22 protein-coding genes are annotated in these 26,384 nt (G+C 72.1%); 18 read left to right on the top strand and 4 right to left on the bottom strand.

Going from position 1 to position 26,384, the window contains the following annotated elements; translation table 11 throughout:
- The first annotated feature begins 25 nt into the window (after nucleotides 1-25).
- Nucleotides 26-790 carry a methyltransferase gene (locus ACWGJ2_RS14270; RefSeq protein WP_453346361.1) on the top strand — a complete coding sequence of 255 codons (765 nt, stop codon included), beginning with the start codon at nucleotides 26-28 and terminating at the stop codon, nucleotides 788-790.
- A gap of 279 nt (nucleotides 791-1,069) precedes the next feature.
- Nucleotides 1,070-1,498, top strand: coding sequence for a DUF3040 domain-containing protein (locus ACWGJ2_RS14265; protein WP_453346360.1), 429 nt, complete (start codon nucleotides 1,070-1,072; stop codon nucleotides 1,496-1,498).
- A gap of 239 nt (nucleotides 1,499-1,737) precedes the next feature.
- On the opposite strand, the gene ACWGJ2_RS14260 is transcribed toward ACWGJ2_RS14265, so the two are convergent.
- From ACWGJ2_RS14260 to ACWGJ2_RS14245, 4 genes are all read right to left on the bottom strand, one after another.
- Entirely contained in the window at nucleotides 1,738-4,218 is a 2,481-nt protein-coding gene (locus tag ACWGJ2_RS14260) for a transglutaminase TgpA family protein (RefSeq protein WP_453346359.1), read from the bottom strand.
- Nucleotides 4,215-5,630 (bottom strand): DUF58 domain-containing protein, encoded by a 1,416-nt coding sequence (locus tag ACWGJ2_RS14255; RefSeq protein WP_453346358.1) that lies wholly within the window; start codon nucleotides 5,628-5,630, stop codon nucleotides 4,215-4,217. The genes ACWGJ2_RS14260 and ACWGJ2_RS14255 overlap by 4 nt, the downstream gene beginning before the upstream one ends.
- Nucleotides 5,630-6,733: an AAA family ATPase gene (locus tag ACWGJ2_RS14250; protein ID WP_453346357.1), complete on the bottom strand. Its 1,104-nt coding sequence runs from the start codon at nucleotides 6,731-6,733 to the stop codon at nucleotides 5,630-5,632. Before ACWGJ2_RS14250 ends, ACWGJ2_RS14255 begins: the two co-directional genes overlap by 1 nt.
- An 88-nt stretch (nucleotides 6,734-6,821) precedes the next feature.
- Nucleotides 6,822-7,427: a beta-class carbonic anhydrase gene (locus tag ACWGJ2_RS14245; RefSeq protein WP_453346356.1), complete on the bottom strand. Its 606-nt coding sequence runs from the start codon at nucleotides 7,425-7,427 to the stop codon at nucleotides 6,822-6,824.
- Between the two features lie 382 nt (nucleotides 7,428-7,809).
- Here ACWGJ2_RS14245 and rsmH point away from each other — a divergent pair, with 382 nt between their 5' ends.
- The 16 genes from rsmH to ACWGJ2_RS14165 all read left to right on the top strand — a co-directional run bounded on the left by rsmH (nucleotide 7,810) and on the right by ACWGJ2_RS14165 (nucleotide 26,311).
- Complete coding sequence (gene rsmH, locus ACWGJ2_RS14240) at nucleotides 7,810-8,787, top strand: 16S rRNA (cytosine(1402)-N(4))-methyltransferase RsmH (RefSeq protein WP_453346355.1); 978 nt, start codon at nucleotides 7,810-7,812, stop codon at nucleotides 8,785-8,787.
- Nucleotides 8,788-8,929: 142 nt separating this feature from the next.
- The gene (locus ACWGJ2_RS14235) at nucleotides 8,930-9,307 is read left to right on the top strand and encodes a septum formation initiator family protein (protein ID WP_453346354.1); all 378 of its coding nucleotides are present in this window, start codon (nucleotides 8,930-8,932) and stop codon (nucleotides 9,305-9,307) included.
- A gap of 164 nt (nucleotides 9,308-9,471) precedes the next feature.
- The gene (locus ACWGJ2_RS14230; protein ID WP_453346485.1) at nucleotides 9,472-11,607 is read left to right on the top strand and encodes a peptidoglycan D,D-transpeptidase FtsI family protein; all 2,136 of its coding nucleotides are present in this window, start codon (nucleotides 9,472-9,474) and stop codon (nucleotides 11,605-11,607) included.
- 24 nt (nucleotides 11,608-11,631) lie between these two features.
- Nucleotides 11,632-13,326, top strand: coding sequence for a UDP-N-acetylmuramoyl-L-alanyl-D-glutamate--2,6-diaminopimelate ligase (locus ACWGJ2_RS14225; RefSeq protein WP_453346353.1), 1,695 nt, complete (start codon nucleotides 11,632-11,634; stop codon nucleotides 13,324-13,326).
- Nucleotides 13,327-13,331: 5 nt separating this feature from the next.
- Complete coding sequence (locus ACWGJ2_RS14220) at nucleotides 13,332-14,735, top strand: UDP-N-acetylmuramoyl-tripeptide--D-alanyl-D-alanine ligase (RefSeq protein WP_453346352.1); 1,404 nt, start codon at nucleotides 13,332-13,334, stop codon at nucleotides 14,733-14,735.
- A complete protein-coding gene (gene mraY, locus ACWGJ2_RS14215) occupies nucleotides 14,732-15,796 on the top strand; it encodes a phospho-N-acetylmuramoyl-pentapeptide-transferase (protein WP_453346351.1) in 1,065 nt (354 codons plus the stop codon). Before ACWGJ2_RS14220 ends, mraY begins: the two co-directional genes overlap by 4 nt.
- Before the next feature lie 38 nt (nucleotides 15,797-15,834).
- On the top strand, nucleotides 15,835-17,280 hold the full coding sequence (gene murD, locus ACWGJ2_RS14210) for a UDP-N-acetylmuramoyl-L-alanine--D-glutamate ligase (protein ID WP_453346484.1): 1,446 nt from the start codon (nucleotides 15,835-15,837) through the stop codon (nucleotides 17,278-17,280).
- Between the two features lie 50 nt (nucleotides 17,281-17,330).
- Entirely contained in the window at nucleotides 17,331-18,812 is a 1,482-nt protein-coding gene (gene ftsW / locus ACWGJ2_RS14205; protein ID WP_453346350.1) for a putative lipid II flippase FtsW, read from the top strand.
- Between the two features lie 6 nt (nucleotides 18,813-18,818).
- A complete protein-coding gene (gene murG / locus ACWGJ2_RS14200; protein WP_453346349.1) occupies nucleotides 18,819-19,913 on the top strand; it encodes an undecaprenyldiphospho-muramoylpentapeptide beta-N-acetylglucosaminyltransferase in 1,095 nt (364 codons plus the stop codon).
- 16 nt (nucleotides 19,914-19,929) lie between these two features.
- Nucleotides 19,930-20,787: a cell division protein FtsQ/DivIB gene (locus ACWGJ2_RS14195; protein WP_453346348.1), complete on the top strand. Its 858-nt coding sequence runs from the start codon at nucleotides 19,930-19,932 to the stop codon at nucleotides 20,785-20,787.
- A 390-nt stretch (nucleotides 20,788-21,177) separates the two neighbouring features.
- A complete protein-coding gene (gene ftsZ / locus ACWGJ2_RS14190) occupies nucleotides 21,178-22,416 on the top strand; it encodes a cell division protein FtsZ (RefSeq protein ID WP_453346347.1) in 1,239 nt (412 codons plus the stop codon).
- Complete coding sequence (pgeF, locus tag ACWGJ2_RS14185; RefSeq protein ID WP_453346346.1) at nucleotides 22,413-23,156, top strand: peptidoglycan editing factor PgeF; 744 nt, start codon at nucleotides 22,413-22,415, stop codon at nucleotides 23,154-23,156. The genes ftsZ and pgeF overlap by 4 nt, the downstream gene beginning before the upstream one ends.
- A 3-nt stretch (nucleotides 23,157-23,159) precedes the next feature.
- A complete protein-coding gene (locus ACWGJ2_RS14180; RefSeq protein WP_453346345.1) occupies nucleotides 23,160-23,888 on the top strand; it encodes a YggS family pyridoxal phosphate-dependent enzyme in 729 nt (242 codons plus the stop codon).
- Between the two features lie 158 nt (nucleotides 23,889-24,046).
- Entirely contained in the window at nucleotides 24,047-24,685 is a 639-nt protein-coding gene (locus ACWGJ2_RS14175) for a cell division protein SepF (RefSeq protein WP_453346344.1), read from the top strand.
- Between the two features lie 77 nt (nucleotides 24,686-24,762).
- Entirely contained in the window at nucleotides 24,763-25,047 is a 285-nt protein-coding gene (locus ACWGJ2_RS14170) for a YggT family protein (RefSeq protein WP_453346343.1), read from the top strand.
- Between the two features lie 52 nt (nucleotides 25,048-25,099).
- A complete protein-coding gene (locus ACWGJ2_RS14165) occupies nucleotides 25,100-26,311 on the top strand; it encodes a DivIVA domain-containing protein (RefSeq protein WP_453346342.1) in 1,212 nt (403 codons plus the stop codon).
- Nucleotides 26,312-26,384: the final 73 nt, after the last annotated feature.

The raw sequence follows: 26,384 nt of genomic DNA, 5'->3' as shown, positions 1-26,384 counted from the left end.
ACCTGAGCCGCGAGGAGCACCCGCCATGTCCCGCCCCAGCGCATCACTCCGTACCGCCGTGGTCTGGGAGGTGCTGCACGGCGCTCTCGAACGGCGGGTCAAGTCCGCGGGCCGCGAGCGGCTGGACGTCCTCGACACCGGTGGCGGCACGGGCAACTTCGCCGTGCCCGTCGCGCGGCTCGGCCATCAGGTCACCGTCGTCGATCCGAGCCCCAACGCCCTGTTCGCGCTGGAGCGCCGGGCCGCCGAGGCCGGGGTGGCGGAGCGGGTGCGCGGTGTGCAGGGCGACGCACACGGCCTCTTCGACGTCATCGAGCGCGGCGGCTATGACGCGGTCCTGTGCCACGGCGTGCTGGAGTACGTGGACGATCCGGCCGACGGGCTGCGCAACGCCGTGGCCGCGCTGCGCCCCGAGGGCGGCACCCTCAGCCTGCTCGCCGCCGGGCTGGGCGGCGCGGTGCTCGGGCGGGCGCTGGCCGGGCACTTCACGGAGGCGCGGCACGCGCTCACCGCGCCCGACGGCCGCTGGGGCGAGGGCGACCCGATGCCCCGGCGCTTCACCGCCGAGCAGCTCACGGAGCTGGTCGGCGGCACGGGCCTCACGATCGAGGCGGTGCACGGCGTGCGGGTCTTCGCCGATCTGGTGCCCGGAGCCCTGGTCGACACCGAGCCCGACGCCCTGGACGCGCTCGCCCGGCTGGAGGCCGCCGCCTCGGAGCTGCCCGCCTTCCAGTCCGTCGCCAGCCAGTTGCATGTGCTCGCTGAGGCTCATGAGCAGCGTGACCAGTGATGAGCCGCCAGATGGGGCCGAGGTGACCCCGCGGTAACGCGGTGGGCCCGAGCCCGCCCGATCACCGGCGACCCGCCGTATGATCGAGGGAGCGCCGTCCGGCATGGCGGAAAGGTGGTGAGGGAATGCAGCCAATGCACTGTCCCGTCCCACTGTCCGGCATCTCGGTCCTGGTGGGAGGAATTGGCGTAGAGGGGCGGGTTTCACGGGGGCGATTCCCTGCCTATCCTTGAAGGGTCGCATCCGGTCGCCCCCGCGACCGACGAGTAGGAGGACTCCGTGCCGCTCTCTGAGCACGAGCAGCGGATGCTCGAGCAGATGGAGCGAGCGCTGTACGCCGAAGATCCCAAGTTCGCGACAGCGCTTGAGGGAAGTGAGCTCCGCACGTACACCCGCAAGCGGGTGTACCAGGCGGTCGTAGGCTTTCTGGTGGGCATCGCCCTGCTCATGGCCGGTATGGTCGCGCAGCAGATCTGGATCAGCGTCGTGGGTTTCCTCGTCATGCTCGGATGCGCCGTGCTCGCGGTCACCGGCTGGCGCAAGGCCCCCAAGAACGGCGAGCAACAGGGCGGACAGGGCGAGGCGGCCCAGGGGGGCAACAGTGGCAGCGCGCCCCAGGTGCGCCGTCAGTCGTCCAAGTCCCGCCGCTCGATGATGAACCGTATCGAGGAGCGCTGGCAGCGCCGTCGCGACGAGGGCGGCCAGTAGGCACCGCGCCCCCGTCGGCCGGTCCCGCCGGTCCCCCCGGTTCCGTCTTCTGACCGCCGCCTCCCCGGAGCGCGGCGGTCCTGCGGTTCCGCACGCACGTCAGCGGTCTTCGCTGTCTTCGCGCGTCCTTCCGCTGTCCGTCTCCGCCTCGTGGGCGTGGGCCCGTGGCATTCCGGCCGCCCGGTACGGAGCAGCCGCCCGGCCGACCCCGCACCGCGGGCCCGGCCTTGCGACGGCGCCTACTTCGCGAAGCGCACCCGCAGACCCCTCAGCGCCCCCGCCCCCCGGTTCCGCAGCGCCGACCAGCGCCGTGAGACGCCCCAGGTCACCCGAACAGCCGACCGGGGCAGCAGCAGTGCGCGCAGCCGCAGCCCGCGCGGTGCCGCGTCCCGCAGTCCAGCGCGCACCAGGTGGACGTCGTCCACGACGCCCGCGCCTGGACGCGGCCTGGGCGCGTAGAGGACCTGTTCGACGGAGAGGGAGACCCGGTGCGCGGCCTCGGCCGCCTCCGGGCCCAGCTCGCCGATGCGTGCGATGCGGGCCGCGGTCTTGCGCGGGGTCGCCGAGTCGTCCGGGACGACGCCGTAGTCCCAGCCGGAGTCGATGAGTTCGCGCCAGGCGTCCAGGACGGCGGCGCCGGGGGAGCGGCCGTACGCGTCGACGGGCACTTCCGCACCCTCGCCGCCCGCAGCCCCGGCCCCGGACCCGGCACCTGACCTGCCCTTGGCACCGCCCCTGGTACCGAGGCGTCTCGATCTGACCCGTACCCGCCACAGCAGCGGCAGCAGCGGCAGGCCCAGCAACAGCAGCGCAGCCCCCGATACCAGGGCCACCGTGCCGAGCGGGAAGCCGTCGCCTCCGCGGTCGCCGCCCTGGGCCGGGGCGGCCTGGCCGCACTCGGGGTCGAGGCGCTTCTCCTCGGCCGTGCAGGACTCCGACTGCGACGGAGAGGGCGTCGGCTGGGTGCTCCGGCCGGGCTCGGGCAGGGTCTCGCCCGGGTTCTCGCTGGGGTCGGGGGAGTCGGGCTGCGCGTACGCGGGGGCGGTGCCGCGCGTCGGCGTCGGCTCGAAGCGCGTCCAGCCGACCCCCTCGAAGTACAGCTCGGGCCAGGCGTGCGCGTCCTTGAGCCCGACGGCCATCTTGCCGTCACCCTGCGCCGTACCCGGCGTGAAGCCGACCGCGACCCGCGCCGGGATACCGAGGGTGCGGGCCATCGCTGCCATCGAGAAGGCGAAGTGGACGCAGAAGCCCTCCTTCTGCTCCAGGAAGTTCACGATCGCGGCCGAGCCGCTGCCCGCGCGCACCTGGGTGTCGTAGGTGAAGCCGCCGTCCGAGGCGAACCAGTCCTGGAGCTTCACCGCGCGCTCGTAGTCGTTGGCCGAGTCCTGTGTGACCCGCAGGGCCGTCTGGTGCACCACGGAGGGCAGCGAGTCCGGGACCTCGGTGTACTCGCGGGTCAGCGACCGCGACGGGCTCGGCGCCTCCGCGAGCTGCCGGGCCGTGGGCTGGACGAGGAGGCTGTCCACGTCATAGCGCACACCCCGGGTCGTCTGGCCGCGGTCGCCGACGAGGGTGCGGCCCTCGGGCTCGAAGCGCCAGCGTCCGTCGATGTTCACCTGGCTGGCCGGATAGGGGAGGGGCAGCCAGTTCTGCGCGTACCAGTCGGCCGCCTTCACCGAGCTGCGCACCCGCTGCGTCTCCACCCCGGCCCCCAGCCCCTTCGGGGTCGGCAGCGGGCTGGGCACCTCGCTGATCCGCCGCTCCGACGGCTTCCACGCGGCGCCGTCGAACTGGTCGAGGGCGACGATGCGCAGATACATCTCCTGCGTGCTCTTGGTGTCGGTGGTGTAGGTGAGGGCCGTGCGGTCCTCGGGCTGGTTGAGGCTGTCCTGGAGGGCGACCAGCGGGTTCACGGCCGACACGGTGCCGCCGCTGTTCTGGCCCGCGCCTCCGGCCCCTCCCCGTGCCGCGTCCAGCAGACCGCCGCCCAGCGACGGCATTGCCGCGGGCACCACCAGCGCGATGCCCAGCGTCAGCGCCCCGATCCGCCGCCCCGTGCGGACGGGCGCCACGGCGGGCCCGTCCACCGCGCCCGGCTGGTACGAGGGGGTGCCCGGTCTGCCGCGGTCGCTGAAGATCCGGCCCCACTGGGACAGCCGTTCCCTGCCCTCGGCCAGGAGCAGCAGCAGATAGCCGCCCGCGGCGCACAGGAACCACAGCCAGCGCGCGCCCTCCTGGGCGAGCCCGGCGGCCACGGAGTACAGCGCGAGCAGCGGCAGCCCGGCGGGCGCGGCACTGCGGTACGTCACCGCCAGCGCGTCCACCAGCAGCCCGATCACCAGGACGCCGCCGACGAGCATGAGCCGTATGCCCTCGGTCACCGGCGCCGGGATGGCGAAGCGGCCCACGTCCTGGGCGCCCGCGTTCAGCAGTTCCCCGAACCGTACGAAGACCTCGGGCCCTGGCAGCAGTCCCGCGAGGGCCTGCTCGCGGGCGAAGAACAGCGTCAGCAGCGCCAGCGACACGGCCGCCTGCACGACGATGGTCACCGGGCGCGCCAGCGGCACCCGGCGCGCCGCCGCGCCCACGCAGCTCTGCACCGCGACCACCAGCGCGGCCTGGAGCAGCCACGTCGCCGGGTCCACCAGGGGCAGCAGCGCGCACGCGGCGGCGAGGGTGGCGAGCGCCGAGCAGAAGGCGAGCCGTCCCCGTCCACTCATCGGTCCAGTCCCTTCAACGTCGCCTTGTCGGCCTCCTGCCACAGTCCCGCGAGCGGTGTGCCCGGGCCGCCGGGCAGCGCGCTCCAGCCCGCCTCGCGCAGCAGGCGCAGCGCCTCGTCGTCGGAGCCCGTGCCCGCGCCCGCGTCCATGGGCCCGGCGCCGGGGCCACCGTCGCCGTCCACCGCGGCGCCGGAACCGGAACCGGAACCGGAACCGGAACCGGAGGAACCAGCAGCACCGGAGACGAAGGCCACCGCGCGGTTCGTACGCTGCCGCATCCGGCCCACCGTGATCGCCTGGTCCTCGTCCAGGCGGCCGAGGAAGGCGATCAGCAGCCCCTCGGGCCCGCCCGTCCCGCCGCGCAGCATGTCGTAGGCGCGGGAGAGCCCCGCGTCGGCCGAGTGCTCCACCATGGCCAGCGTGTCCAGCAGCAGCCCCGCCGTGTCCGAGGAGTCCCCCGCGAAGGAGGCGCCCTCGGGGCCCGGGGTCATCGCGCCCGTGTCGGTGAGCAGGCGTACCGCGTAGCCCCGCTCCAGCAGGTGGAGGCAGACCGAGGCGGCGCCGGAGACGGCCCACTCGAAGGGGGAGTCGGGCCCGGAGCCCGCGTAGGCGGAGCGCCTGGTGTCCAGCAGTACGGTGCAGCGGGCCTTCTGGGGCTGCTCCTCGCGGCGCACCATCAGCTCTCCGTAGCGCGCGGTGGAGCGCCAGTGGACGCGGCGCAGGTCGTCGCCGTGGCGGTAGCCGCGGGGGATCACGTCGTCCTCGCCCGCGAGCGCGAGGGAGCGCTGGCGTCCGTCGCCGTAGCCCGTCGTCTCGCCGGAGAGGCGCACGGGCGGCAGCGACTCGACGGGCGGGACGACGGTGAGGGTGTCGAAAGCGCTGAAGGACCGCGTCAGCTCGCACATCCCGAACGGGTCGGTCAGGCGCAGCTGGAGCGGCCCCAGCGGATAGCGTCCGCGCAGGTCGGAGCGGACGCGGTAGGACACCTCGCGGCGCCCGCCCGGCTCGACCCTGTCCAGCACGAAGCGGGGGCGCGGGCCCAGCACGTAGGGCACCCGGTCCTGGAGCATCAGCAGGCCCGTGGGCAGCCGGGAGACGTTGTCGATGCGCAGGTGGACGCGGGCCTCGGTGCGCGCGGGCACCCGGGCGGGGTTCAGCCTGCGCGAGCCCGCGACGCGGTAGCGGGTGCGGTACAGCACCAGCACGCACACCAGCGGCAGCGCGGCCAGCAGCATGCCGACCCGCAGCAGATCAGACTGGCCCAGCACGTACGCGCAGACCGCGGCGGCGACACCCGCGGCCAGGAAGGACCTGCCGCGGGTGGTGAGCCCGCCGAGCGCCGTGCGCAGCGAGCCCCTGTTCTCGTCCCGGGCCTCCCCCGTCCCGCCGCTCGCGGCGGGCCCGCCGGACATCAGTAGCTCCGGGGCTGCTGCTGACGGTAGCCGTCCGGGGGCGCGGGGATCGCGGCACCGGGCGCCCCGCCCGGCGCGACGGCCTGGGGCGGCGGGCCGCCGGGCGCGATGCCCGGCCCCGGCCCCGGTCCGGGCGCGACGGCCGAGGGCACCGGCACCCGCTGCACGATCTCCGCGACCACCTGTTCGGCCGTCCGCCGGTTCAACTGCGCCTGCGCCGTGGGCAGCAGGCGGTGCGCCAGCACGGGCACGGCGAGGGCCTGTACGTCGTCGGGCAGCGCGTACTCCCGGCCCGAGAGCGCGGCGGAGGCCCGCGCGGCCCGCACCAGGTGGAGCGTGGCGCGCGGCGAGGCGCCCAGCCGCAGATCGGGGTGCGAACGGGTGGCGGAGACCAGCTCCACCGCGTAGCGCCTGACCGGGTCCGCGACGTGGACGTGGCGCACCGCGTCGATCAGCTTGGTGATCTCGTGGGCGTGCGCCACCGGCTGGAGGTCGTCCAGCGGGGAGGCGCCGCCGTGCACGTCGAGCATCTCCAGCTCGGCAGCCGGGCTGGGATAGCCGATGGAGACGCGCGCCATGAAGCGGTCGCGCTGGGCCTCGGGGAGGGGGTAGGTGCCCTCCATCTCGACCGGGTTCTGGGTGGCGACGACCATGAAGGGGTCGGGCAGCGTGTAGGTCTGCCCGTCGATGGTGACCTGGCGCTCCTCCATCGACTCCAGCAGCGCGGACTGGGTCTTGGGCGAGGCGCGGTTGATCTCGTCGCCGATCACGATCTGCGCGAAGATCGCGCCCGGCTTGAACTCGAAGTCCTTGCGCTGCTGGTCGAAGACGCTCACGCCGGTGATGTCCGACGGCAGGAGGTCCGGCGTGAACTGGATGCGCCGGACCGAGCAGTCGATGGATCTGGCCAGGGCCTTGGCCAGCATCGTCTTGCCCACCCCCGGCACGTCCTCGATCAGCAGATGCCCCTCCGCCAGCAGCACGGTCAGAGAGAGCCGTACGACCTCGGGCTTTCCCTCGATCACGGACTCCACCGAGCGGCGCACCCGCTCCGCTGTGGTGCTCAGATCACTGAGGTTCGCTCGATCGTCATAGGTCGTCACCCGGCCCTCCTCGGCCCGTCCCCGTCGTTCGGTCGGCGCCCCCAATTGGTGCCCCCACAGGCATTCTTCACGCCGACGGGCCCTCGCGTCACGATTCCGGAGCGATCTCGGGCGCTGACCCGGGTACGGACTCCGGCGCTGAGTCCGGGTCGATCTCGCGCAGCAGCCCGCTCGTCACGTCGAAGACGAAGCCCCGCACATCGTCGGTGTGCGGCAGGAACGGCGACGTCCGTACGCGCTCCATCGACTGGCGCACGTCCTGGTCCAGGTCCTTGAAGGACTCCACGGCCCACGACGGGCGCTGGCCGACCTCCAGCTCCAGCTCGTGCCGGAAGTCCTCGGTGAGGTTGAGCAGCCCGCAGCCGGTGTGGTGGATGAGTACGACCGAGCGCGTGCCCAGCGCGCGCTGGCTGATGGTGAGGGAGCGGATGATGTCGTCGGTGACGACGCCGCCCGCGTTGCGGATGGTGTGGCAGTCACCGAGCTGGAGGCCGAGCGCCTCGTGCAGGTCGAGCCGTGCGTCCATGCAGGCGACGACGGCGACCTTCAGCACGGGCCTGGCGTCCATGCCCGGGTCGGTGAAACCGGCGGCGTACCGCTGGTTCGCCTCGACGAGGCGGTCGGTGACGCTGCCCTCGCGGCGGTCACCGTTGGTGTGGGGCTCGGGGAGCGGCTGCGGCGCGGATATAGGCATGCATACGACGGTAAGGGGCGGACGCCGGTACGGCCTGCCGTGGGGAGGGGCGAAACGGTCAACACGGCGTGTTGTGAGGTAACCCACAGTGGCCGGGGCGGCTCCGGGGGTACCCCGACCGGGCTGCCCGGGACCTGCGGAGACGCGCCTGACCAGTTGGTTGACCGAGGGGACGAGTGCACTAAAGTGACGCGAAGTGGGAGGCGTGCCACTCCCCTCGGACCCCGAAACCCCTCGCGTGCGCGGATGCGCACGTGCGGCTCGGCCTCCTCCCGCTCCCGGCCGTCCGGTGCCTCTTCCCCGGCGTCGGCGGACGCTTCCCCTTCGAGCGGGCGGGGACCAAGAAGCATGTGCGCAGTGCCCGCCAGACTTGAGAGGGCACATGACGACGAACGAGCAGCAGCGGCCCATCGGCGACCGGCACAACCCCGTGATGCTGCGCCGGTGCCTGGACCTGCTCGCGCCCGCGCTCGCCGAGCCGGGGGCGACCGTCGTCGACTGCACCCTCGGCCTCGGCGGCCACAGCGAGGCGCTGCTGTCCACCTTCCCCTCGGCCCGGCTCATCGGCCTCGACCGCGATACGGAGGCGCTGCGGCTGGCGGGGGAGCGGCTCGCCCCGTACGCGAACCGCGCCACCCTCGTGCACGCGGTCTACGACGAGCTGCCCGAGGTCCTCGACCGGCTCGGCACCCCGCGCGTCCAGGGCGTCCTGTTCGACCTCGGCGTCTCCTCCATGCAGCTCGACGAGGCAGAGCGAGGCTTCGCCTACGCGCAGGACGCGCCCCTGGACATGCGGATGGACCAGACACGCGGCATCAGCGCCGCCGACGTCCTCAACACCTACGCGCCGGGCGATCTGGTGCGGCTGCTGCGCGCCTACGGGGAGGAGAAGCAGGCGAAGCGGATCGTCGAGGCGGTCGTGAAGGAGCGCGCCAAGGAGCCCTTCGACCGCAGCGCCCGCCTCGTGGAGGTCATCCGCGACGCGCTGCCGCAGGCGGCCAAGCGCACCGGCGGCAACCCGGCCAAGCGCACGTTCCAGGCCCTGCGCATCGAGGTCAACGGCGAACTGTCCGTCCTGGAGCGCGCCGTGCCGGCGGCGGTGGACGCGCTCGCCGTGGGCGGCCGGATCGCGGTGCTCTCGTACCACTCGCTGGAGGACCGCCTCGTCAAGCAGGTGCTGGCGGCGGGCGCGGCCAGCACGGCGCCCGCCGGACTGCCCGTCGTGCCGGAGCAGTACCAGCCGCGTCTCAAGCTGCTCACCCGAGGTGCCGAACTTCCCACCGAGGAAGAGATCGCGGAGAACCGGCGCGCGGCACCCGCCCGGCTGCGCGGGGCGAAGCGCGTCAGGGAGGCCACGTGACGGATGATGTGCGGGAGGCGACGGGCGCGGCAGCGGCCGTCGGAGGCGCCGCGCACGCGGGCACCACGGGTGCCGCCGGTCCCGCGTGCGGAACGTGCCGAAGGCATCGAGCGTGCGGAACGTCCGGAAGGGGGAGGTCGTCGTGACCGCACAGCAGCGGCTGGCCCGGCTCGCGGGGATGGTGTCCACGGGCACCTCGTCCGCGGCCCGTGCGCCGTTCGTCCTGCTCGTCGTGCTGATCCTCGGCTCCGGGCTGCTGACGCTGCTGCTGCTCAACGCGTCGCTCAACCAGGGTTCGTTCAAGCTGAGCAAGCTGGAGAAGCAGACCGAGGAGCTGACGGACGAGCAGCAGGCGCTGGAGCAGGAGGTCGACTCCTACTCGGCGCCGGGGAAGCTGGAGGAGCGCGCCAGGAAGCTGGGCCTCGTCCCCGGCGGCAACCCCGCCTTCCTCGCCCCTGACGGCAGCGTCAAGGGCAGCCCCGAACCTGCCACCAGCGAGCCGGGACAGGAGCAGCCGTGAGCGAGCGCTCCCGAGACGGAGACCGAGGACGGGACAGGGGACGGGACCGGGGGCCGGAACGAGGGCGGGCGCGTGGCCCCTCGGGGTCCGGCGACGGCGACCGGGCCCGCGACCGCGACCGCTCCCGCGAGGGTGACCGTGCCAAGGGCGCGGACTCCCGCCGGGTGCCGCGTCCCGCGGGCACGGAGCGCGCCGACCGTACGGGCGGGCCCCGGCGCACGGCCCGCCCCTCGCCGGGTTCGGGCTCGGGTCCGGGCTCCGGCTCTGCCTCCGGATCCGGCTCGCGGTCCGGTTCCGCTTCCAGCTCAGGGTCCCGGTCCGCTTCTGGCCCGCGGTCCGGTTCCGGTTCCGGCGCCCGTACCCGGCAGCCCTCGGACAAGAGCGCACCCCGGCCCGCGGCCAAGGGCACCTCCAAGGCCCCGCCCAAGCCCGCGTCGAAGACCCGGTCCAGGCCCCAGCGCACCGGCGCACAGCCCGGATCCATCCGGCTCGCGAACCCGCGCGCCCGGCTCCGCCTGGTCGCGGTCGGCCTCACCCTGGTCGTGCTGGCCTTCACGGTGCGGCTGCTCCAGGTGCAGGCGGTCGACGCCGACACGTTCGCGGGCAAGGCGGCGGTCAACCGCTACCTCACCGTCCCGCTCGCGGCCGAGCGCGGCACCGTCTCCTCGCGGGACGGCACGGCGCTGGCCACGACCGTCGACGCGTACGACATCACCGCCGACCCCTACCTCTTCACCCCCAAGCAGACGGGCGTCAAGGACGCCCCCGCCAAGGCGGCGGCGCTGCTCGCGCCGATCGTCGGCGAGGACGAGGCGGAGCTGACCGCGAAGCTGGAGCGGAAGAAGACCCGCTATGTCCTGCTCGCCCGCCAGCAGACCCCCCAGGCGTGGCGGAAGATCAAGGAGCTGAAGGCCGGCCTCGCCGACAAGGCGGCCCAGAAGGAGGGCGCGAACGTGCTCGCCGGGGTCTACCAGGAGAAGCACGCCAAACGCGTCTACCCCAACAAGGAGCTGGCTTCTTCCGTGCTCGGCTTCGTCAACTCCGAGGGCAAGGGCGGCGCGGGCATCGAGGCCAAGCTCGACAAGGAGCTGGCGGGCCGCGACGGCAAGATCACCTACGCGCAGTCGGGCGGCCGTCAGGTCCCCACGGCCGGGGTCCAGGAGCAACCGGCCAAGCCGGGCTCCGACATAGACCTCACCCTCGACCGCGACATCCAGTGGTCGGCGCAGCAGGCCATCACCGAACAGGTCGAGAAGTCCAAGGCCGACCGCGGCTACGTCATCGTCCAGGACACCCGTACGGGCGAGCTGCTGGCCATGGCCAACGCTCCCAGTTTTGACCCCAACGACCTGTCAGGCGCCGACGGGGACGCGCTGGGCAACGCGGCCGTCCAGGACGCGTTCGAGCCCGGCTCCACCAGCAAGCTGATGTCGATGGCAGCCGTGCTGGAGGAGGGCAAGGCCACCCCGGCCACCGCGGTGACCGTGCCCAACCGGCTCAAGCGCGCCGACCGCTCCTTCGCCGACGACGTCGACCACCCCACCTGGCACCTCACGCTCAACGGGGTGCTCGCCAAGTCCAGCAACATCGGCACCATCCTCGCCACCGAGCAGCTCGGCAAGACGCAGAAGGAGGCCAACGAGGTCCTCTACGGCTATCTGCGGAAGTTCGGCATGGGCAGCCCCACCGGACTCGGCCTCCCCGGCGAGACCGACGGGCTGCTGGCGAAGCCGGACAAGTGGAGCGCGTCGCAGCAGTACACGATCCCCTTCGGCCAGGGCCTGTCCCTCAACGCCGTCCAGGCGGCCTCCATCTACTCCACGATCGCCAACGGCGGCGTCCGTACCGAGCCCAGCCTCGTGCGCGGAAAGACCGGGCCCGACGGCCGCTACTCGGCGGCGCCGGAGGCGAAGAAGACCCGCGTCGTCAGCGAGAAGACGGCCAAGACGCTCGCCCGGATGCTCGAATCCGTCGTCGACGACATGGAGGGCACCGGCATCGTCGCGAAGATCCCCGGTTACCGGGTCGGGGGAAAGACCGGCACGGCCAACCGGGTGGACCCTGAGACGGGAAGGTACAACGGCTACACGTCCTCCTTCGCGGGCTTCGCGCCCGCCGACAAGCCCCGGGTGACCGTGTACTGCGCCGTGCAGAACCCGAGGAAGGGGAGCTACTTCGGCAGCGACGTGTGCGGCCCCGTCTACAAGCAGGTCATGAAGTTCGCCCTCAAGTCCCTCCAGATCCCGCCGACCGGCGCCGATCCCGCCAGACTCCCGGTCCTCGCCGGGTCCGCCGACTGACGGAAGTGAACGGAAGCCAACCGCGTGAGAACGATCACTAGCGATCAGTGCAACCACCAGGACGATCCAGACGCGGCGCGCCCCTCGCTTCGCGGCACGCCCGGTCCGCCCGGTACGCTCACCGCCGTGCCACAAGCTGATCAGAGTTACCCAGGTCCGCCCCGCCCCACACATGTGCGCCCGGTTCCGCTCGCGGAGCTGGCCCGGCAGTTGGGTGCGGAGGCACCCGGGGGCGACGCCGCCGCGACCGGCATCACCCACGACTCGCGTGCGGTACGCCCCGGGGACATCTACGCCGCGCTCCCCGGCGCCCGCTTCCACGGTGCCGACTTCGCCACCCAGGCCGCCGGCCTGGGCGCCGTCGCGGTGCTGACCGACCCCGCGGGCACCGAGCGGGCCGCGGCGACGGGGCTCCCGGTGCTGACCGTGCCGGACCCGCGCGGCCGGATGGGCGCACTCGCCGCCACCGTCTACGGCGAGCCGGGCAAGGACCTCCTCCAGATCGGCATCACCGGCACCTCGGGCAAGACCACCACCGCCTATCTGATCGACGGCGGGCTCCGTAAGGCGGAGGAGAAGGACGGGGGGCTCACCGGGCTGATCGGCACCGTCGAGTCCCGCATCGGCGACGAGCGCGTCAAGTCCGAGCGCACCACCCCCGAGGCCACCGAACTCCAGGCACTGTTCGCCGTGATGCGCGAGCGCGGGGTCACCTCGGTGGCCATGGAGGTCTCCAGCCACGCGCTGGTGCTCGGGCGGGTCGACGGCTGTGTCTTCGACATCGCCGTCTTCAACAACCTCAGCCCCGAGCACCTGGACTTCCACCCGGACATGGAGGACTACTTCCAGGCCAAGCGGCAGCTCTTCACCACGGCCCGCTCGCGGGCCGGTGTCGTCAACTTCGACGACGAGTACGGCTACCGCCTGATCAGCGAGTCCGAGGTCCCCGTCACCACCTTCTCGGCCGAGGGCCACCCCGACGCCGACTGGCGTGCCTCGGACGTGGAGGTGGGCCCGCTCGGCTCGGTCTTCACCGCCGTCGGGCCCAAGGGCGAGAGCGTGCGGGCAGCGGCGCCGCTGCCGGGCCCGTTCAACGTCGCCAACGCGCTCGCCGCCATCGTGGCCCTGGTCTCCGCCGGCATCGACCCGCAGACCGCGGCCGACGGCGTCGCGGCCGTACCCGGCGTCCCGGGCCGCCTGGAGCGCGTCGACGCCGGTCAGGACTACCTCGCCGTCGTCGACTACGCGCACAAGCCCGACGCCGTCGAGTCCGTCCTCTACGCCATCCGCAAGGTCACCGAAGGCAGCGTGCACGCCGTGCTCGGCTGCGGCGGTGACCGCGATCCGCACAAACGCACCGCCATGGGGTCCGCGCTGGCACGGCTCTCCGACACCGCCGTGCTGACCTCAGACAACCCCCGCTCCGAGGACCCCCTCGCGATCCTCGCCACCATGCTCGCGGGCGCCGCCGAGGTGCCCGCCTACGAGCGCGGCACCGTCCTGGTCGAAGAGGACCGGGCAGCCGCGATCGCAGCGGCCGTCGCCCGAGCCGAGCCCGGAGACACCGTGCTCGTCCTGGGCAAGGGCCACGAGCAGGGCCAGGACATCGCCGGAGTGGTACGCCCCTTCGACGACAAGCGGGTGCTGCGGGACGCCATCGAGCACAAGCGGCTCGGCGACGCCCCGCACAGCACCCCTGACCACCGGACAGACGCCTGAGACCGATGATCCCCCTCTCACTCGCCGACATCGCCGCTGTCGTCTCCGGACAGCAGTACGACATACCGGATCCTGAAGCCCAGGTCACCGGGCCCGTCGTCATCGACTCAAGGGAAGTGGCCCCCGGCAGCCTCTTCGCCGCCTTCGCGGGAGAACGCGTCGACGGCCACGACTACGCGCACACCGCCGTCGAGGCCGGTGCCACAGCCGTGCTCGCCACCCGCCCCGTCGGGGTGCCCGCTATCGTCGTCGACGACGTGACCGCGGCCCTCGGCGCCCTCGCCCGGCACACCACCGAGGCGCTGGGCACTGAGGTCGTGGCGCTCACGGGCTCGGCGGGCAAGACCAGCACCAAGGACCTCATCGCCCAGCTGCTGGAGCGCATCGGTCCCACGGTCTGGCCGCCCGGCTCCTTCAACAACGAGATCGGGCTGCCGCTCACCGCGCTGCGCGCCGACCGGAACACCCGTCACCTCGTGCTGGAGATGGGCGCCCGCGGCATCGGCCACATCCGCTACCTCGCGGGGCTCACCCCGCCCCGCATCAGCGTCGTGCTGAACGTCGGCACCGCGCACATCGGGGAGTTCGGCGGACGCGAGCAGATCGCCGAGGCCAAGGGCGAGCTGGTGGAGGTGCTGCCGCCCGACGGCGTCGCCGTGCTCAACGCCGACGACCCGCTGGTACGCGCCATGGCACCGCGCACCCGTGCCCGCGTCGTGCTCTTCGGCGAGGCGGCCGACGCGGCCGTACGCGCCGAGAACGTCCGGCTCACCGGGAGCGGACAGCCCGCCTTCACCCTTCACACACCCACCGGGTGCGGTGACGTGACCATGCGGCTGTACGGTGAGCACCACGTGTCGAACGCGCTCGCCGCTGCCGCCGTCGCCCACGAACTGGGCATGCCCGCCGGGGAGATCGCGGAAGCGCTCTCCGAAGCGGGCACGCTCTCCCGCTGGCGCATGGAGGTCACCGAGCGCGCCGACGGCGTCACGGTCGTCAACGACGCCTACAACGCCAACCCGGACTCCACTCGGGCCGCGCTGCGCGCGCTGGCCGCGATGGGCTCGGGGCGGCGCACCTGGGCGGTGCTGGGCGAGATGGCCGAGCTGGGCGACGAGGCGCTCGCCGAGCACGACGCGGTCGGACGGCTGGCCGTCCGGCTCAACGTCAGCAAGCTCGTGGCGGTCGGCGGCCGGGAGGCCGGCTGGCTCGACATGGGTGCCAAGAACGAGGGTTCGTGGGGTGAGGAGTCGGTGCACGTGTCCGACGCTGAGGCGGCGGTCGACCTGCTGCGGGCAGAACTGCGCCCGGGGGATGTCGTACTGGTGAAGGCTTCCCGTTCGGTCGGTCTGGAGCGCGTCGCGAACGCGCTGCTGGACAGCGACGAGGGAGAGGTCGCCGCCCGATGAGGCAAATCCTCTTCTCCGGAGTCATCGGACTCTTCCTGTCCCTCATCGGGACCCCGCTGCTGATCAAACTGCTCGCCACCAAGGGCTACGGGCAGTTCATCCGCGACGACGGCCCCCGGGACCACCACAGCAAGCGCGGCACGCCCACGATGGGCGGCATCGCCTTCATCCTGGCGACGCTGTTCGCGTACGCGCTGACGAAGCTGCTCACCGGGAACCAGCCCACCTTCTCCGGCGTGCTGGTGCTCTTCCTCTTCGCGGGCATGGGCCTCGTCGGCTTCCTCGACGACTACATCAAGATCGTCAAGCAGCGCAGCCTCGGCCTCCGCGCCAAGGCGAAGATGTCGGGCCAGCTCATCGTCGGCATCGCCTTCGCGGTGCTCTCGCTGAACTTCGCCGACGCGCGGGGCCAGACCCCCGCCTCCACGAAGCTCTCCTTCACCCAGGACTTCGGCTGGTCCATCGGCCCGGTGCTCTTCGTGGTGTGGGCGCTGTTCATGATCCTGGCGATGTCGAACGGCGTGAACCTCACCGACGGCCTCGACGGCCTCGCCACCGGCGCCTCGGTGATGGTCTTCGGTGCCTACGTCTTCATCTGCATCTGGGAGTACCAGGAGTCCTGCGCCAACACGCTCACCGCGGGCGCGGGCTGCTACGAGGTACGCGATCCGCTCGACCTCGCCGTCGTCGCCGCCGCGCTCATGGGCGCCTGCTTCGGCTTCCTGTGGTGGAACACCTCGCCCGCCAAGGTCTTCATGGGCGACACCGGCTCGCTGGCGCTGGGCGGCGCGCTCGCCGGGCTCGCGATCTGCTCCCGTACGGAGCTGCTGCTCGCCGTCCTCGGCGGCCTCTTCGTGCTGATCACCATGTCCGTGGTCATCCAGGTCGGCTCCTTCCGGCTCACCGGCAAGCGCGTCTTCAAGATGGCGCCGCTCCAGCACCACTTCGAGCTGAAGGGGTGGTCCGAGGTCCTTGTCGTGGTCCGCTTCTGGATCATCCAGGGCATGTGCGCCATCGTCGGTGTCGGCATCTTCTACGCCGGGTGGGCGGCCACCAATTGAGCACCGACGAGACGCACGGCATCCGGGACATCCCTGATATCCGGGACGAGCTGGCGGGGCGTAACGTCACTGTGGCCGGCCTCGGCGTCAGCGGCGTACCCGCGGCCAAGGCCCTGCACCGCTTCGGCGCCAAGGTCACCGTCGTCAACGGCGGCGACGGTGACGGGCCGCGCGCCCAGGCCGCCGAGCTGGAGGAGCTGGGCATCACGGTCCGCCTCGGCGACGACCGCACCCTCCCCGAGGGCGCCCAGCTCATCGTCACCAACCCCGGCTTCAAGCCCGACAGCCCCCTCTTCCTGGCCGCCGACGCGGCGGGCGTGCCCGTATGGGGCGACGTGGAGCTGGCCTGGCGGCTGCGCGGCGTCACGGGGCGCACCCCGGCGCCCTGGCTGGCGGTCACCGGCACCAACGGCAAGACGACCACCGTCCAGATGCTCGCCGCCATCCTGGAGGCGGCGGGCCTGCGCACGGCGGCCGTCGGCAACATCGGCGTCTCCCTGGTGGACGCGGTACTCGGCGACGAGGAGTACGACGTCCTCGCCGTCGAGCTGTCCAGCTACCAGCTCCACTGGGCCCCCAGCGTCCGCGCCCACTCGGCGGCCGTCCTCAACCTCGCGCCCGACCACCTGGACTGGCACGGCTCGATGGAGGCGTACGCCGCCGACAAGGGCCGCGTCTACGAGGGCAACCAGGTCGCCTGCGTCTACAACGCGGCCGACCCGGTCACCGAACGGCTGGTGCGCGAGGCCGACGTCGTGGAGGGCTGCCGCGCCATCGGCTTCACCCTGGCCAGTCCGCGGCCCGGGGAACTGGGCGTGGTGGACGGCATCCTCGTGGACCGCGCGTTCGTCGAGGACCGGCAGCAGCGGGCGCAGGAGCTGGCCGAGGTCGGCGACGTCACGCCCGCCGCGCCCCACAACATCGCCAACGCCCTCGCGGCGGCTGCCCTGGCCCGCGCCTACGGCGTGGCGCCCGCTGCCGTACGGGACGGGCTGCGCGCCTTCCGGCCCGACGCGCACCGCATCGAGCACGTCGCCGACGTGGACGGCGTCGCCTACGTGGACGACTCCAAGGCCACCAACACGCACGCCACCGAGGCGTCCCTCGCGGCCTACGACCCCATCGTCTGGATCGCGGGCGGCCTGGCGAAGGGTGCCGCCTTCGACGACCTCGTCAAGGCGTCGGCGAAGCGGCTCAGGGCGGCCGTCCTCATCGGCGCGGACCGCCGCCTCATCCGGGAAGCCCTGGCGCGACACGCCCCGGATGTGCCCGTGGTGGACCTCGACCGGACCGACACTGGGGCGATGGCGGCGGCGGTCGCGGAAGCGGCCCGCCTGGCCAGGCCGGGCGATACGGTCCTGATGGCACCCGCCTGCGCGTCGATGGACATGTTCGTCAACTACAAGGCACGCGGCGACGCCTTCGCCGCCGCAGTGCGCGAACTGCCCGCCGCCCGTACGACCCGTACGGACAACGAGGAGTAGCCCGCCGGTCCCCATGGACCGTGCCAGGGGACCAGGAGGGGATGCGTCAGATGACGTCCGAACCCGACGGCACCGCGCCCACGCCGCTCCTGCGCGAGGCCCAGCGCTCCAGGGGAGCGGCCCCGGCGAAGGGGAGCGGGCCGCGCTCGGGCGGTTCCGGCTCCTCCTCCGCGCGAGGCGGTTCCTCCTCGCGCCCCCGCACCTCCGCGCCCGCGCCCCGCAAGCCGCCCCGCGTAAAGCAGCCCCGCGGCCCCGCCGAGGGCGGCACCCGGCACGGCGCCGGAGTGCGGCGGCTCTACGACCGGGCCAGGCGCGCCTGGGACCGGCCCCTCACCGCGTACTACCTGATCCTCGGCGGCAGCCTCCTCATCACCGTGCTCGGCCTGGTGATGGTCTTCTCGGCCTCCCAGATCCAGGCGCTCCAGTCCGGGCTGTCCTCCACGTACTTCTTCAGCAAGCAGCTCGTCGCCGCCGCACTCGGCACGGTCCTGCTGCTCCTGGCCTCGCGGATGCCGCTCAAGCTGCACAGGGCGCTCGCCTATCCGCTGCTCGTCGCCTCCGTGTTCCTGATGTGCCTGGTCCAGGTGCCGGGGATAGGGCGCGCGGTGAACGGCAACCAGAACTGGATCTACCTCGGCGGCCCCTTCCAGCTCCAGCCCAGCGAGTTCGCCAAGCTGGCGCTCGTGCTCTGGGGCGCCGACCTGCTGGCCCGCAAGAGCGACAAGCGGCTGCTGACCCAGTGGAAGCACCTGCTGGTACCGCTCGTACCGGTGACCTTCCTGCTGCTCGGGCTGATCATGCTCGGCGGCGACATGGGCACTGCGATCATTCTCACGGCCGTCCTCTTCGGTCTGCTGTGGCTGGCCGGAGCGCCCACCCGGCTCTTCACCGGGGTGCTGCTGGCGGCGCTGGCCGTCGGCGCGCTCCTCATCAGGACCAGCCCCAACCGCATGGCGCGCCTGGCCTGTATCGGCGCGACGGACCCGGGGCCAGGGGACCAGTGCTGGCAGGCGGTGCACGGGATCTACGCACTGGCCTCAGGCGGCTGGTTCGGTTCGGGCCTCGGTGCCAGTGTGGAAAAATGGGGTCAACTCCCCGAACCGCACACCGACTTCATCTTCGCCGTGACAGGGGAGGAACTCGGTCTCGCGGGGACGCTGTCGGTGCTCGCCCTCTTCGCGGCTCTAGGCTATGCGGGTATCCGCGTGGCCGGACGCACGGAGGAGCCCTTCGTGAGGTATGCCGCGGGAGGCGTGACCACCTGGATCACGGCGCAGGCCGTGGTCAACATCGGTGCGGTGCTCGGCCTGCTGCCGATCGCCGGTGTCCCGCTCCCGCTGTTCTCCTACGGAGGCTCGGCCCTGCTGCCGACGATGTTCGCCATCGGGCTGCTGATCGCCTTCGCGCGCAGCGACCCGGCGGCGCGGGCGGCACTGGACATGCGGCAGCCTGTTCTGCGGAAAAGGCTGGCAGGGGTGAGATGGATAACGATGAGACGGCGAGCCGGAAGGCCGCCGTCCGGAGAGCGGTGAATTAGGGTGCACGTCGTACTCGCCGGTGGGGGGACCGCCGGCCACATCGAGCCCGCGCTCGCCCTCGCGGACGCCCTGCGCAGGCAGGACCCGACCGTGGGGATCACGGCCCTCGGCACGGAGCGCGGCCTTGAGACCCGGCTCGTGCCCGAGCGTGGCTACGAGCTGGAGCTGATCCCGGCCGTGCCCCTGCCGCGCAAACCCACCCCGGAACTGATCACCGTGCCGGGGCGGCTGCGCGGCACGATCAAGGCCACCGAGCAGGTACTGGAGCGCACCAAGGCGGACTGCGTCGTCGGCTTCGGCGGCTACGTCGCCCTCCCCGCCTACCTGGCGGCCAAGCGGCTCGGCGTCCCCATCGTCGTGCACGAGGCCAATGCCCGGCCGGGGCTGGCCAACAAGATCGGCTCGCGCTACACACGCCACGTCGCCGTCTCGACCCCGGACAACAAGCTGCGCAACGCGCGCTACGTCGGCATCCCGCTGCGCCGCAACATCGCCACCCTGGACCGCGCCGCGGCCAGGCCGGAGGCGAGGGCCGCCTTCGGGCTCGACGCCAATCTGCCGACGCTGCTCGTCACGGGCGGCTCCCAGGGCGCGCGGCGGCTGAACGAGGTCGTGCAGCAGGCCGTGCCGCACCTCCAGCGCGCCAGCATCCAGATCCTGCACGCGGTGGGCCCGAAGAACGAACTGCCGCAGATCGACAACATGCCCGGAATGCCGCCGTATGTGCCGGTACCGTATGTGGACCGGATGGACCTCGCGTACGCGGCGGCGGACATGATGCTCTGCCGAGCGGGCGCGATGACCGTCGCGGAGCTGTCGGCCGTCGGGCTGCCCGCCGCCTACGTCCCGCTGCCCATCGGCAACGGCGAACAGCGGCTGAACGCCCAGCCGGTCGTCAAGGCGGGCGGCGGACTGCTCGTCGACGACGCCGAGCTGACCCCGGAGTGGATCCAGAGCAACGTGCTCCCGATCCTCGCCGACCCGCACCGGCTGCACGACATGGCGCGTGCGGCGGCCGAGTTCGGCCGCCGGGACGCGGACGAGCTGCTCGTCGGCATGGTGCACGAGGCAATCGCGGCACGCCGGGGAGCCTGAGAGAAGGCAGGGAAGCGTGGCCGGACCGACGAAGACCGCCGACCGGCGCCAGCGCCGGCGCGAGGGCGAAGGCGCGCCCCCGGCGCGCCCCCCGTCGGAACCCGGCCGGGCCCCGTCCGTACAGCGGGCGCCGCGCCGGCTGCGCCTGCCGGGGGGCCGCCGGCTGCGGCTGCCAGGCCGCCGCGCGCTGGTCCTGCTGCTCGTCCTCGCGCTCGCGCTGAGCGGCTTCGGGGTCTGGGCGCTCTACGGCTCCGACTGGCTCAGGGTGGAGCGCGTCGGCGTGGACGGCACGCGGGTCCTGACGGAGCGGCAGGTCAGGGCCGCGGCCGACGTGCCCCTCGGCGCGCCCGTGATCTCCGTCGACAGGGCCGCCGTCGAGCGGAGGCTGGAGAAGCGCCTTCCGCGGATCGCCGAGGCGGACGTCGTACGGGCATGGCCGCACGGGATCGGGCTGAAAGTGACAGAAAGGAAGCCCGAACTGGCCTTGAAAAAGGCCGGAAAATACGTCGAAGTGGACGCCGAAGGCGTGCGATTCGCCACAGTGCCCAAGCCCCCCAAGGGGGTTCCGCTTCTGGACATGGAAGTGGCGAAGTCACCCTCACTGCGGCACTTCGGAGCGACCCGGCTCCGCAAGGAAGCCGTGAAGGCGGCGGCGGCTCTCCCCGAATCCGTGCACCGCGACACGCGCGTCATCCGCGTCCGTTCGTATGACGCCATCACCCTCCAGTTGAAGGGCGGACGCACCGTTCTGTGGGGAAGCGCCGAACGCGGCGAGGCGAAGGCGAAGACTCTGACGGCCCTCATGAAAGCCGCGAAAGAGGCCCGGCACTTCGATGTGAGCGTTCCCAGCGCGCCCGCGGCTTCCGGAAGTTGAGAAGACGTCCGTGCAGGCCAGGGTCGGCTTCGGCGCCGGGTTGGCCTGTTCTCGCGGGACTGTGCGTACACCTGGGGGATAACCTCCGTACTCCCGGCGGGGGTCCACACAGGTCCGGCTCAGCCGCGTATGGTGCGGTCTTGTCGGTTGACGGACGTCAGCGCAGGCCAGCACCCTGGATCACCGGCTCAGGGCCTGATCACATAGGGTGAAAAGAAAAACGGGAGGTTCGGCGTGTTCGTTGAACACCCACCACTTGTCGACTTAGTGTCCGTTCCTAAGAGTCCAAGGAAGACAGGCACTGGTAACCCTAAACTTCACGCTTAGGGTTCGGGTCGGCGTTCGGACCGCCCCACAGGGATACGTAACTCGAGGCGAGAGGCCTTCGACGTGGCAGCACCGCAGAACTACCTCGCAGTCATCAAGGTCGTCGGCATTGGCGGCGGTGGCGTGAATGCCATCAACCGGATGATCGAGGTCGGTCTCAAGGGCGTCGAGTTCATCGCGATCAACACCGATGCGCAAGCCCTGTTGATGAGCGACGCCGACGTCAAGCTCGACGTGGGCCGCGAGCTGACTCGCGGCCTCGGCGCGGGCGCCAACCCCGATGTCGGCCGCAAGGCCGCAGAGGACCACCGTGAGGAGATCGAGGAGGTCCTCAAGGGGGCCGACATGGTCTTCGTGACCGCGGGCGAGGGCGGCGGCACCGGCACCGGTGGCGCCCCCGTCGTCGCGAACATCGCCCGCTCGCTCGGCGCCCTGACGATCGGCGTCGTGACCCGCCCCTTCACCTTCGAGGGCCGCCGCCGCGCCAACCAGGCGGAGGACGGCATCGCGGGGCTGCGCGACGAGGTCGACACCCTCATCGTCATCCCCAACGACCGGCTGCTGTCCATCTCGGACCGCCAGGTCAGCGTGCTCGACGCCTTCAAGTCGGCCGACCAGGTGCTGCTGTCCGGCGTCCAGGGCATCACCGACCTCATCACCACCCCGGGGCTCATCAACCTGGACTTCGCCGACGTCAAGTCCGTGATGTCCGAGGCGGGCTCCGCGCTGATGGGCATCGGCTCGGCACGCGGGGACGACCGCGCCGTCGCCGCCGCGGAGATGGCGATCTCCTCGCCACTCCTGGAGGCGTCCATCGACGGCGCGCGGGGCGTACTGCTCTCCATCTCCGGCGGTTCCGACCTCGGTCTCTTCGAGATCAACGAGGCCGCCCAGCTCGTGAGCGAGGCCGCACACCCCGAGGCCAACATCATCTTCGGCGCCGTCATCGACGACGCGCTCGGCGACGAGGTCAGGGTCACCGTCATCGCGGCCGGGTTCGACGGCGGGCAGCCCCCGTCCAAGAACCGCGAGAAGGCGCTCGGTTCGCACAGCAGCAGGGAGGAGGCAGCGCCGGCCTCCTCGTCCTCCTACTCCGCGCCCGAGAGCGACGGCGAGCGCCCCTCGTTCGGCGGCCTCGGCTCCGTCACCCGTGAGGAGGAGCCCCCGCCGGCCCCGGCGCCCGAGCCCTCCCCGGTCAGCGAGGTCCCGCCGCCCCCGACCGGCGCCCCGCAGGTCCCGCCGGCCCGTCCGTACACCGACGGCCAGGCCGAGGAGCTGGATGTGCCGGACTTCTTGAAGTGATAGCGCGACACGACACAGCGAGCGGCGCGCACTTCGCCTTCACCGACAGGTGGGGCGGGGTGAGCGCCGTTCCGTATGCGGCACTCAATCTCGGCGGCGCGGTCGGCGACGACCCGGAGGCCGTACGGACCAACCGCGAGCGCGCGGCCAAGGAACTCGGCCTTGACCCGGGCGGCGTGGTCTGGATGAACCAGGTGCACGGCCGCGACGTCGCCGAGGTCGAAGGACCCTGGGAGACGGCGGAGGGTGCGGAAGCGCCCCCCGTGGACGCGGTGGTGACGGCCCGTGAGGGCCTGGCCCTCGCCGTCCTCACCGCCGACTGCACGCCGGTGCTGCTGGCCGACCCCGTCGCGGGCGTCGTCGGCGCCGCGCACGCCGGGCGGCCAGGGCTGGTCGCCGGAGTGGTCCCCGCCGCCGTCGAGGCGATGACACGGCTCGGTGCCCGTCCGGAGCGCATGCTCGCCCGAACGGGGCCCGCTGTCTGCGGGCGCTGCTACGAGGTGCCGGAGCGGATGCGCGACGAGGTCGCCGCCGTCGTCCCGGAGGCGTACGCCACTACGAGCTGGGGCACTCCCGCGATCGACACCCCCGCGGGCGTACGGGCTCAGCTCACGGCGCTGGGCGTCACAAGATGGGAACAGTCTTCCGTTTGCACGCTGGAGTCCGAGGACCACTTCTCGTACCGCAGGGAGAAGACGACGGGACGCCTCGCGAGCTACGTGTGGTGGGAGGCGAGCTGAGCCATGACGGATCTCACGGCCCGTAAGGCCGAACTCGCCGAGAACCTCGCCCGAGTGGAGCAGCGCATCGACGGCGCATGTGTCGCGGCGGGGCGCGAACCCGGTGACGTCACACTGATCGTGGTCACCAAGACCTACCCCGCGAGCGATGTGCGGCTGCTGGCCGAGCTGGGGGTCACGCACGTCGCGGAGAACCGGGACCAGGACGCGGCTCCCAAGGCGGCCGAGTGCGCCGGTCTCGGGCTCCGGTGGCACTTCGTCGGCCAGCTCCAGACGAACAAGGCCCGTTCCGTGGCCGGTTACGCCGACTTCGTCCACTCCGTGGACAGGCCCCGTCTTGTGACCTCGCTCGCGGGCGCGGCCGGGCGTGCGGGGCGCGAGCTGGGCTGCCTGATCCAGGTCGCGCTCGACGCCCCGTCAGGCTCCCTGGGCAGCAGGGGCGGTGTGGCCCCCGACGCGGTGGAGGGGCTGGCCGACGCCGTGGCGGAGGCCGACGGGCTGCGGCTCGCGGGCCTGATGACCGTGGCGCCCCTGGAGGGGCCCTACGCGGGCCGTCCGGGGTCCGCCTTCGAGCGGCTGAGGGAAATCTCAAGCGGCCTGCGAGCGGCGCATCCTGCTGCGAACATGGTGTCAGCAGGGATGAGTGCGGATCTCGAAGAGGCGGTGGCTGCCGGTGCGACACATGTACGTGTCGGCAGTGCGGTACTCGGAGACCGACCCCGGCTCCGGTAACGTCGCGAAGCAAGTCGGACCACAGCAGAAAATATGGTCATTTCCGTCGGTCCGGCAGACCGGGCGGAGAGGCCGCGTGGATCCAAGGCCACCGGTGACGGAGTCTGGGGTTTTCCCGACGGAGGCTGGGACCCACCACAGAGCGGAGGACGCAGAGAATGGCCGGCGCTATGCGCAAGATGGCGGTCTACCTCGGCCTCGTGGAGGACGATGGGTACGACGGCCCGGGGTTTGACCCCGACGACGAGTTCGAGCCCGAGCCTGAGCCCGAGCGGGACCGTCGGCGGCATGAACCGCACCAGTCACATCACTCCCTGCAAAAGACCGAGCCCGACGAGTCCGTGAGGGTCATGCACCCCCCGGCTCAGCGGGAGCGCGAGCCGTCGCCGCCCCCGGCGGCAGCTACAGAAAGCGGACGATCCGGGAGAATTGCTCCCGTGTCATCCATCACACCTGAACGCCAGAATCTGGAGAAGAGCGCACCGGTGATCATGCCCAAGGTCGTGTCCGAACGGGAGCCGTACCGGATCACCACACTTCACCCCCGGACCTACAACGAGGCCCGTACCATCGGGGAACACTTCCGCGAGGGCACGCCGGTGATCATGAATCTCACCGAGATGGATGACACAGACGCGAAGCGACTTGTCGACTTCGCGGCCGGTCTAGTCTTCGGTTTGCATGGCAGCATCGAGCGCGTGACGCAGAAGGTGTTCCTGCTGTCTCCTGCTAACGTCGATGTCACGGCGGAGGACAAGGCCCGCATCGCAGAGGGCGGGTTCTTCAACCAGAGCTGAGACGCAGGACGCAGGATCAAGGGAACGGGCCGTGAGGCCGCACGAGAGCCAACAGGCAAGGGGAGAGGGCAGCGCAGATGAGAACCGCATTCGACGTGGTCCAAATCGCGCTGTACTGCTTCATGCTCGTGCTGATCTTCCGGCTGGTGATGGACTACGTCTTCCAGTTCGCCCGCTCATGGCAACCCGGCAAGGCGATGGTGGTCGTTCTGGAGGCCACCTACACTGTCACCGATCCGCCACTCAAGCTTCTGCGGCGGTTCATCCCGCCGCTGCGCTTCGGGGGCGTGGCGCTCGACCTGTCCTTCTTCGTGCTCATGATCATCGTCTACATCCTGATCAACGTCGTGGCCGGGCTGTGAACGATCGAAATGGTCTTGCCGATATGCCGACGACTTACGTTGAGGTGAAGAGATGCCACTGACCCCCGAGGACGTGCGGAACAAGCAGTTCACGACCGTCCGCCTCCGAGAAGGCTATGACGAGGACGAGGTCGATGCCTTCCTCGATGAGGTCGAAGCCGAACTGACGCGCTTGCTGCGTGAGAACGAGGATCTGCGCGCCAAACTGGCCGCGGCCACCCGTGCCGCCGCGCAGAACCAGCAGCAGGGCGGTATGCGCAAGCAGGAACCGCAGGACCGGCAGGGCGGGGCCCCCGTCCCCGCCGCCATATCGGGACCGCAGCCTGTGCCGCCCGGTCAGCACGGGCAGCCCGGCCAGCAGCAGGGCGGTCCCGGTGGCCCCGGCGGTCCCATGGGTGGCCCGCCCCAGTTGCCCGGCGGCCAGCCGCAGCTTCCCTCCGGTCCCGGCGGCCCCCAGGGCCCGGGCCCGATGGGTCACGGTCCCCAGGGCCCCGGCGGTCCGCAGGGCCCCGGTCCCCAGCAGCAGGGCGGCCCCATGGGCGGCCCGGGCGGTCCCGGCGGCCCCGGTGGACAGCTCCAGATGCCGGGTGGCGGCGGGCAGAACAACGACAGCGCCGCGCGCGTCCTGTCGCTTGCCCAGCAGACCGCCGACCAGGCCATCGCGGAGGCCCGTTCCGAGGCCAACAAGATCGTCGGCGAGGCCCGCAGCCGCGCCGAGGGTCTGGAGCGGGACGCCCGTGCCAAGGCCGACGCGCTGGAGCGGGACGCGCAGGAGAAGCACCGCGTCGCGATGGGCTCCCTGGAGTCCGCGCGGGCGACTCTTGAGCGGAAGGTCGAGGACCTGCGCGGCTTCGAGCGTGAGTACCGCACGCGTCTGAAGTCGTACCTGGAGAGCCAGCTCCGTCAGCTGGAGAACCAGGCGGACGACTCGCTCGCCCCGCCGCGTACTCCCGCCACGGCCTCGCTGCCGCCGTCCCCCTCGATGGCCTCGGCCGGTGCGCCCGCCGGTGCGGGTGCCTCCGCCGGGATGGGTGGCGGCCACCAGTCCATGGGTGGCAACAACCACACCATGGGCGGTCACGGTGGTCCGGCCAACGGCGGTCACACGCAGGGCGGTGGCCAGTCGTACGGCGGCGGCCAGCAGCAGATGTCCCCGGCGATGACCCAGCCCATGGCCCCGGTCCGCCCCCAGGGCGGGCCCCAGCCGACGCAGCAGGCGCCTTCGCCGATGCGGGGCTTCCTCATCGACGAGGACGACAACTGATTCCCCTCACGGGGCGCGGCTGAGGCTGCGTGAGCCACGACAAGGGCCGGGCCCGGGAGCACAAGCTCCCGGG

The sequence above is a fragment of the Streptomyces sp. NPDC054796 genome (assembly GCF_053611545.1).
Note: the sequence above shows the minus strand (reverse complement) of the source record. Positions and strands in the feature narration are given on the sequence as shown.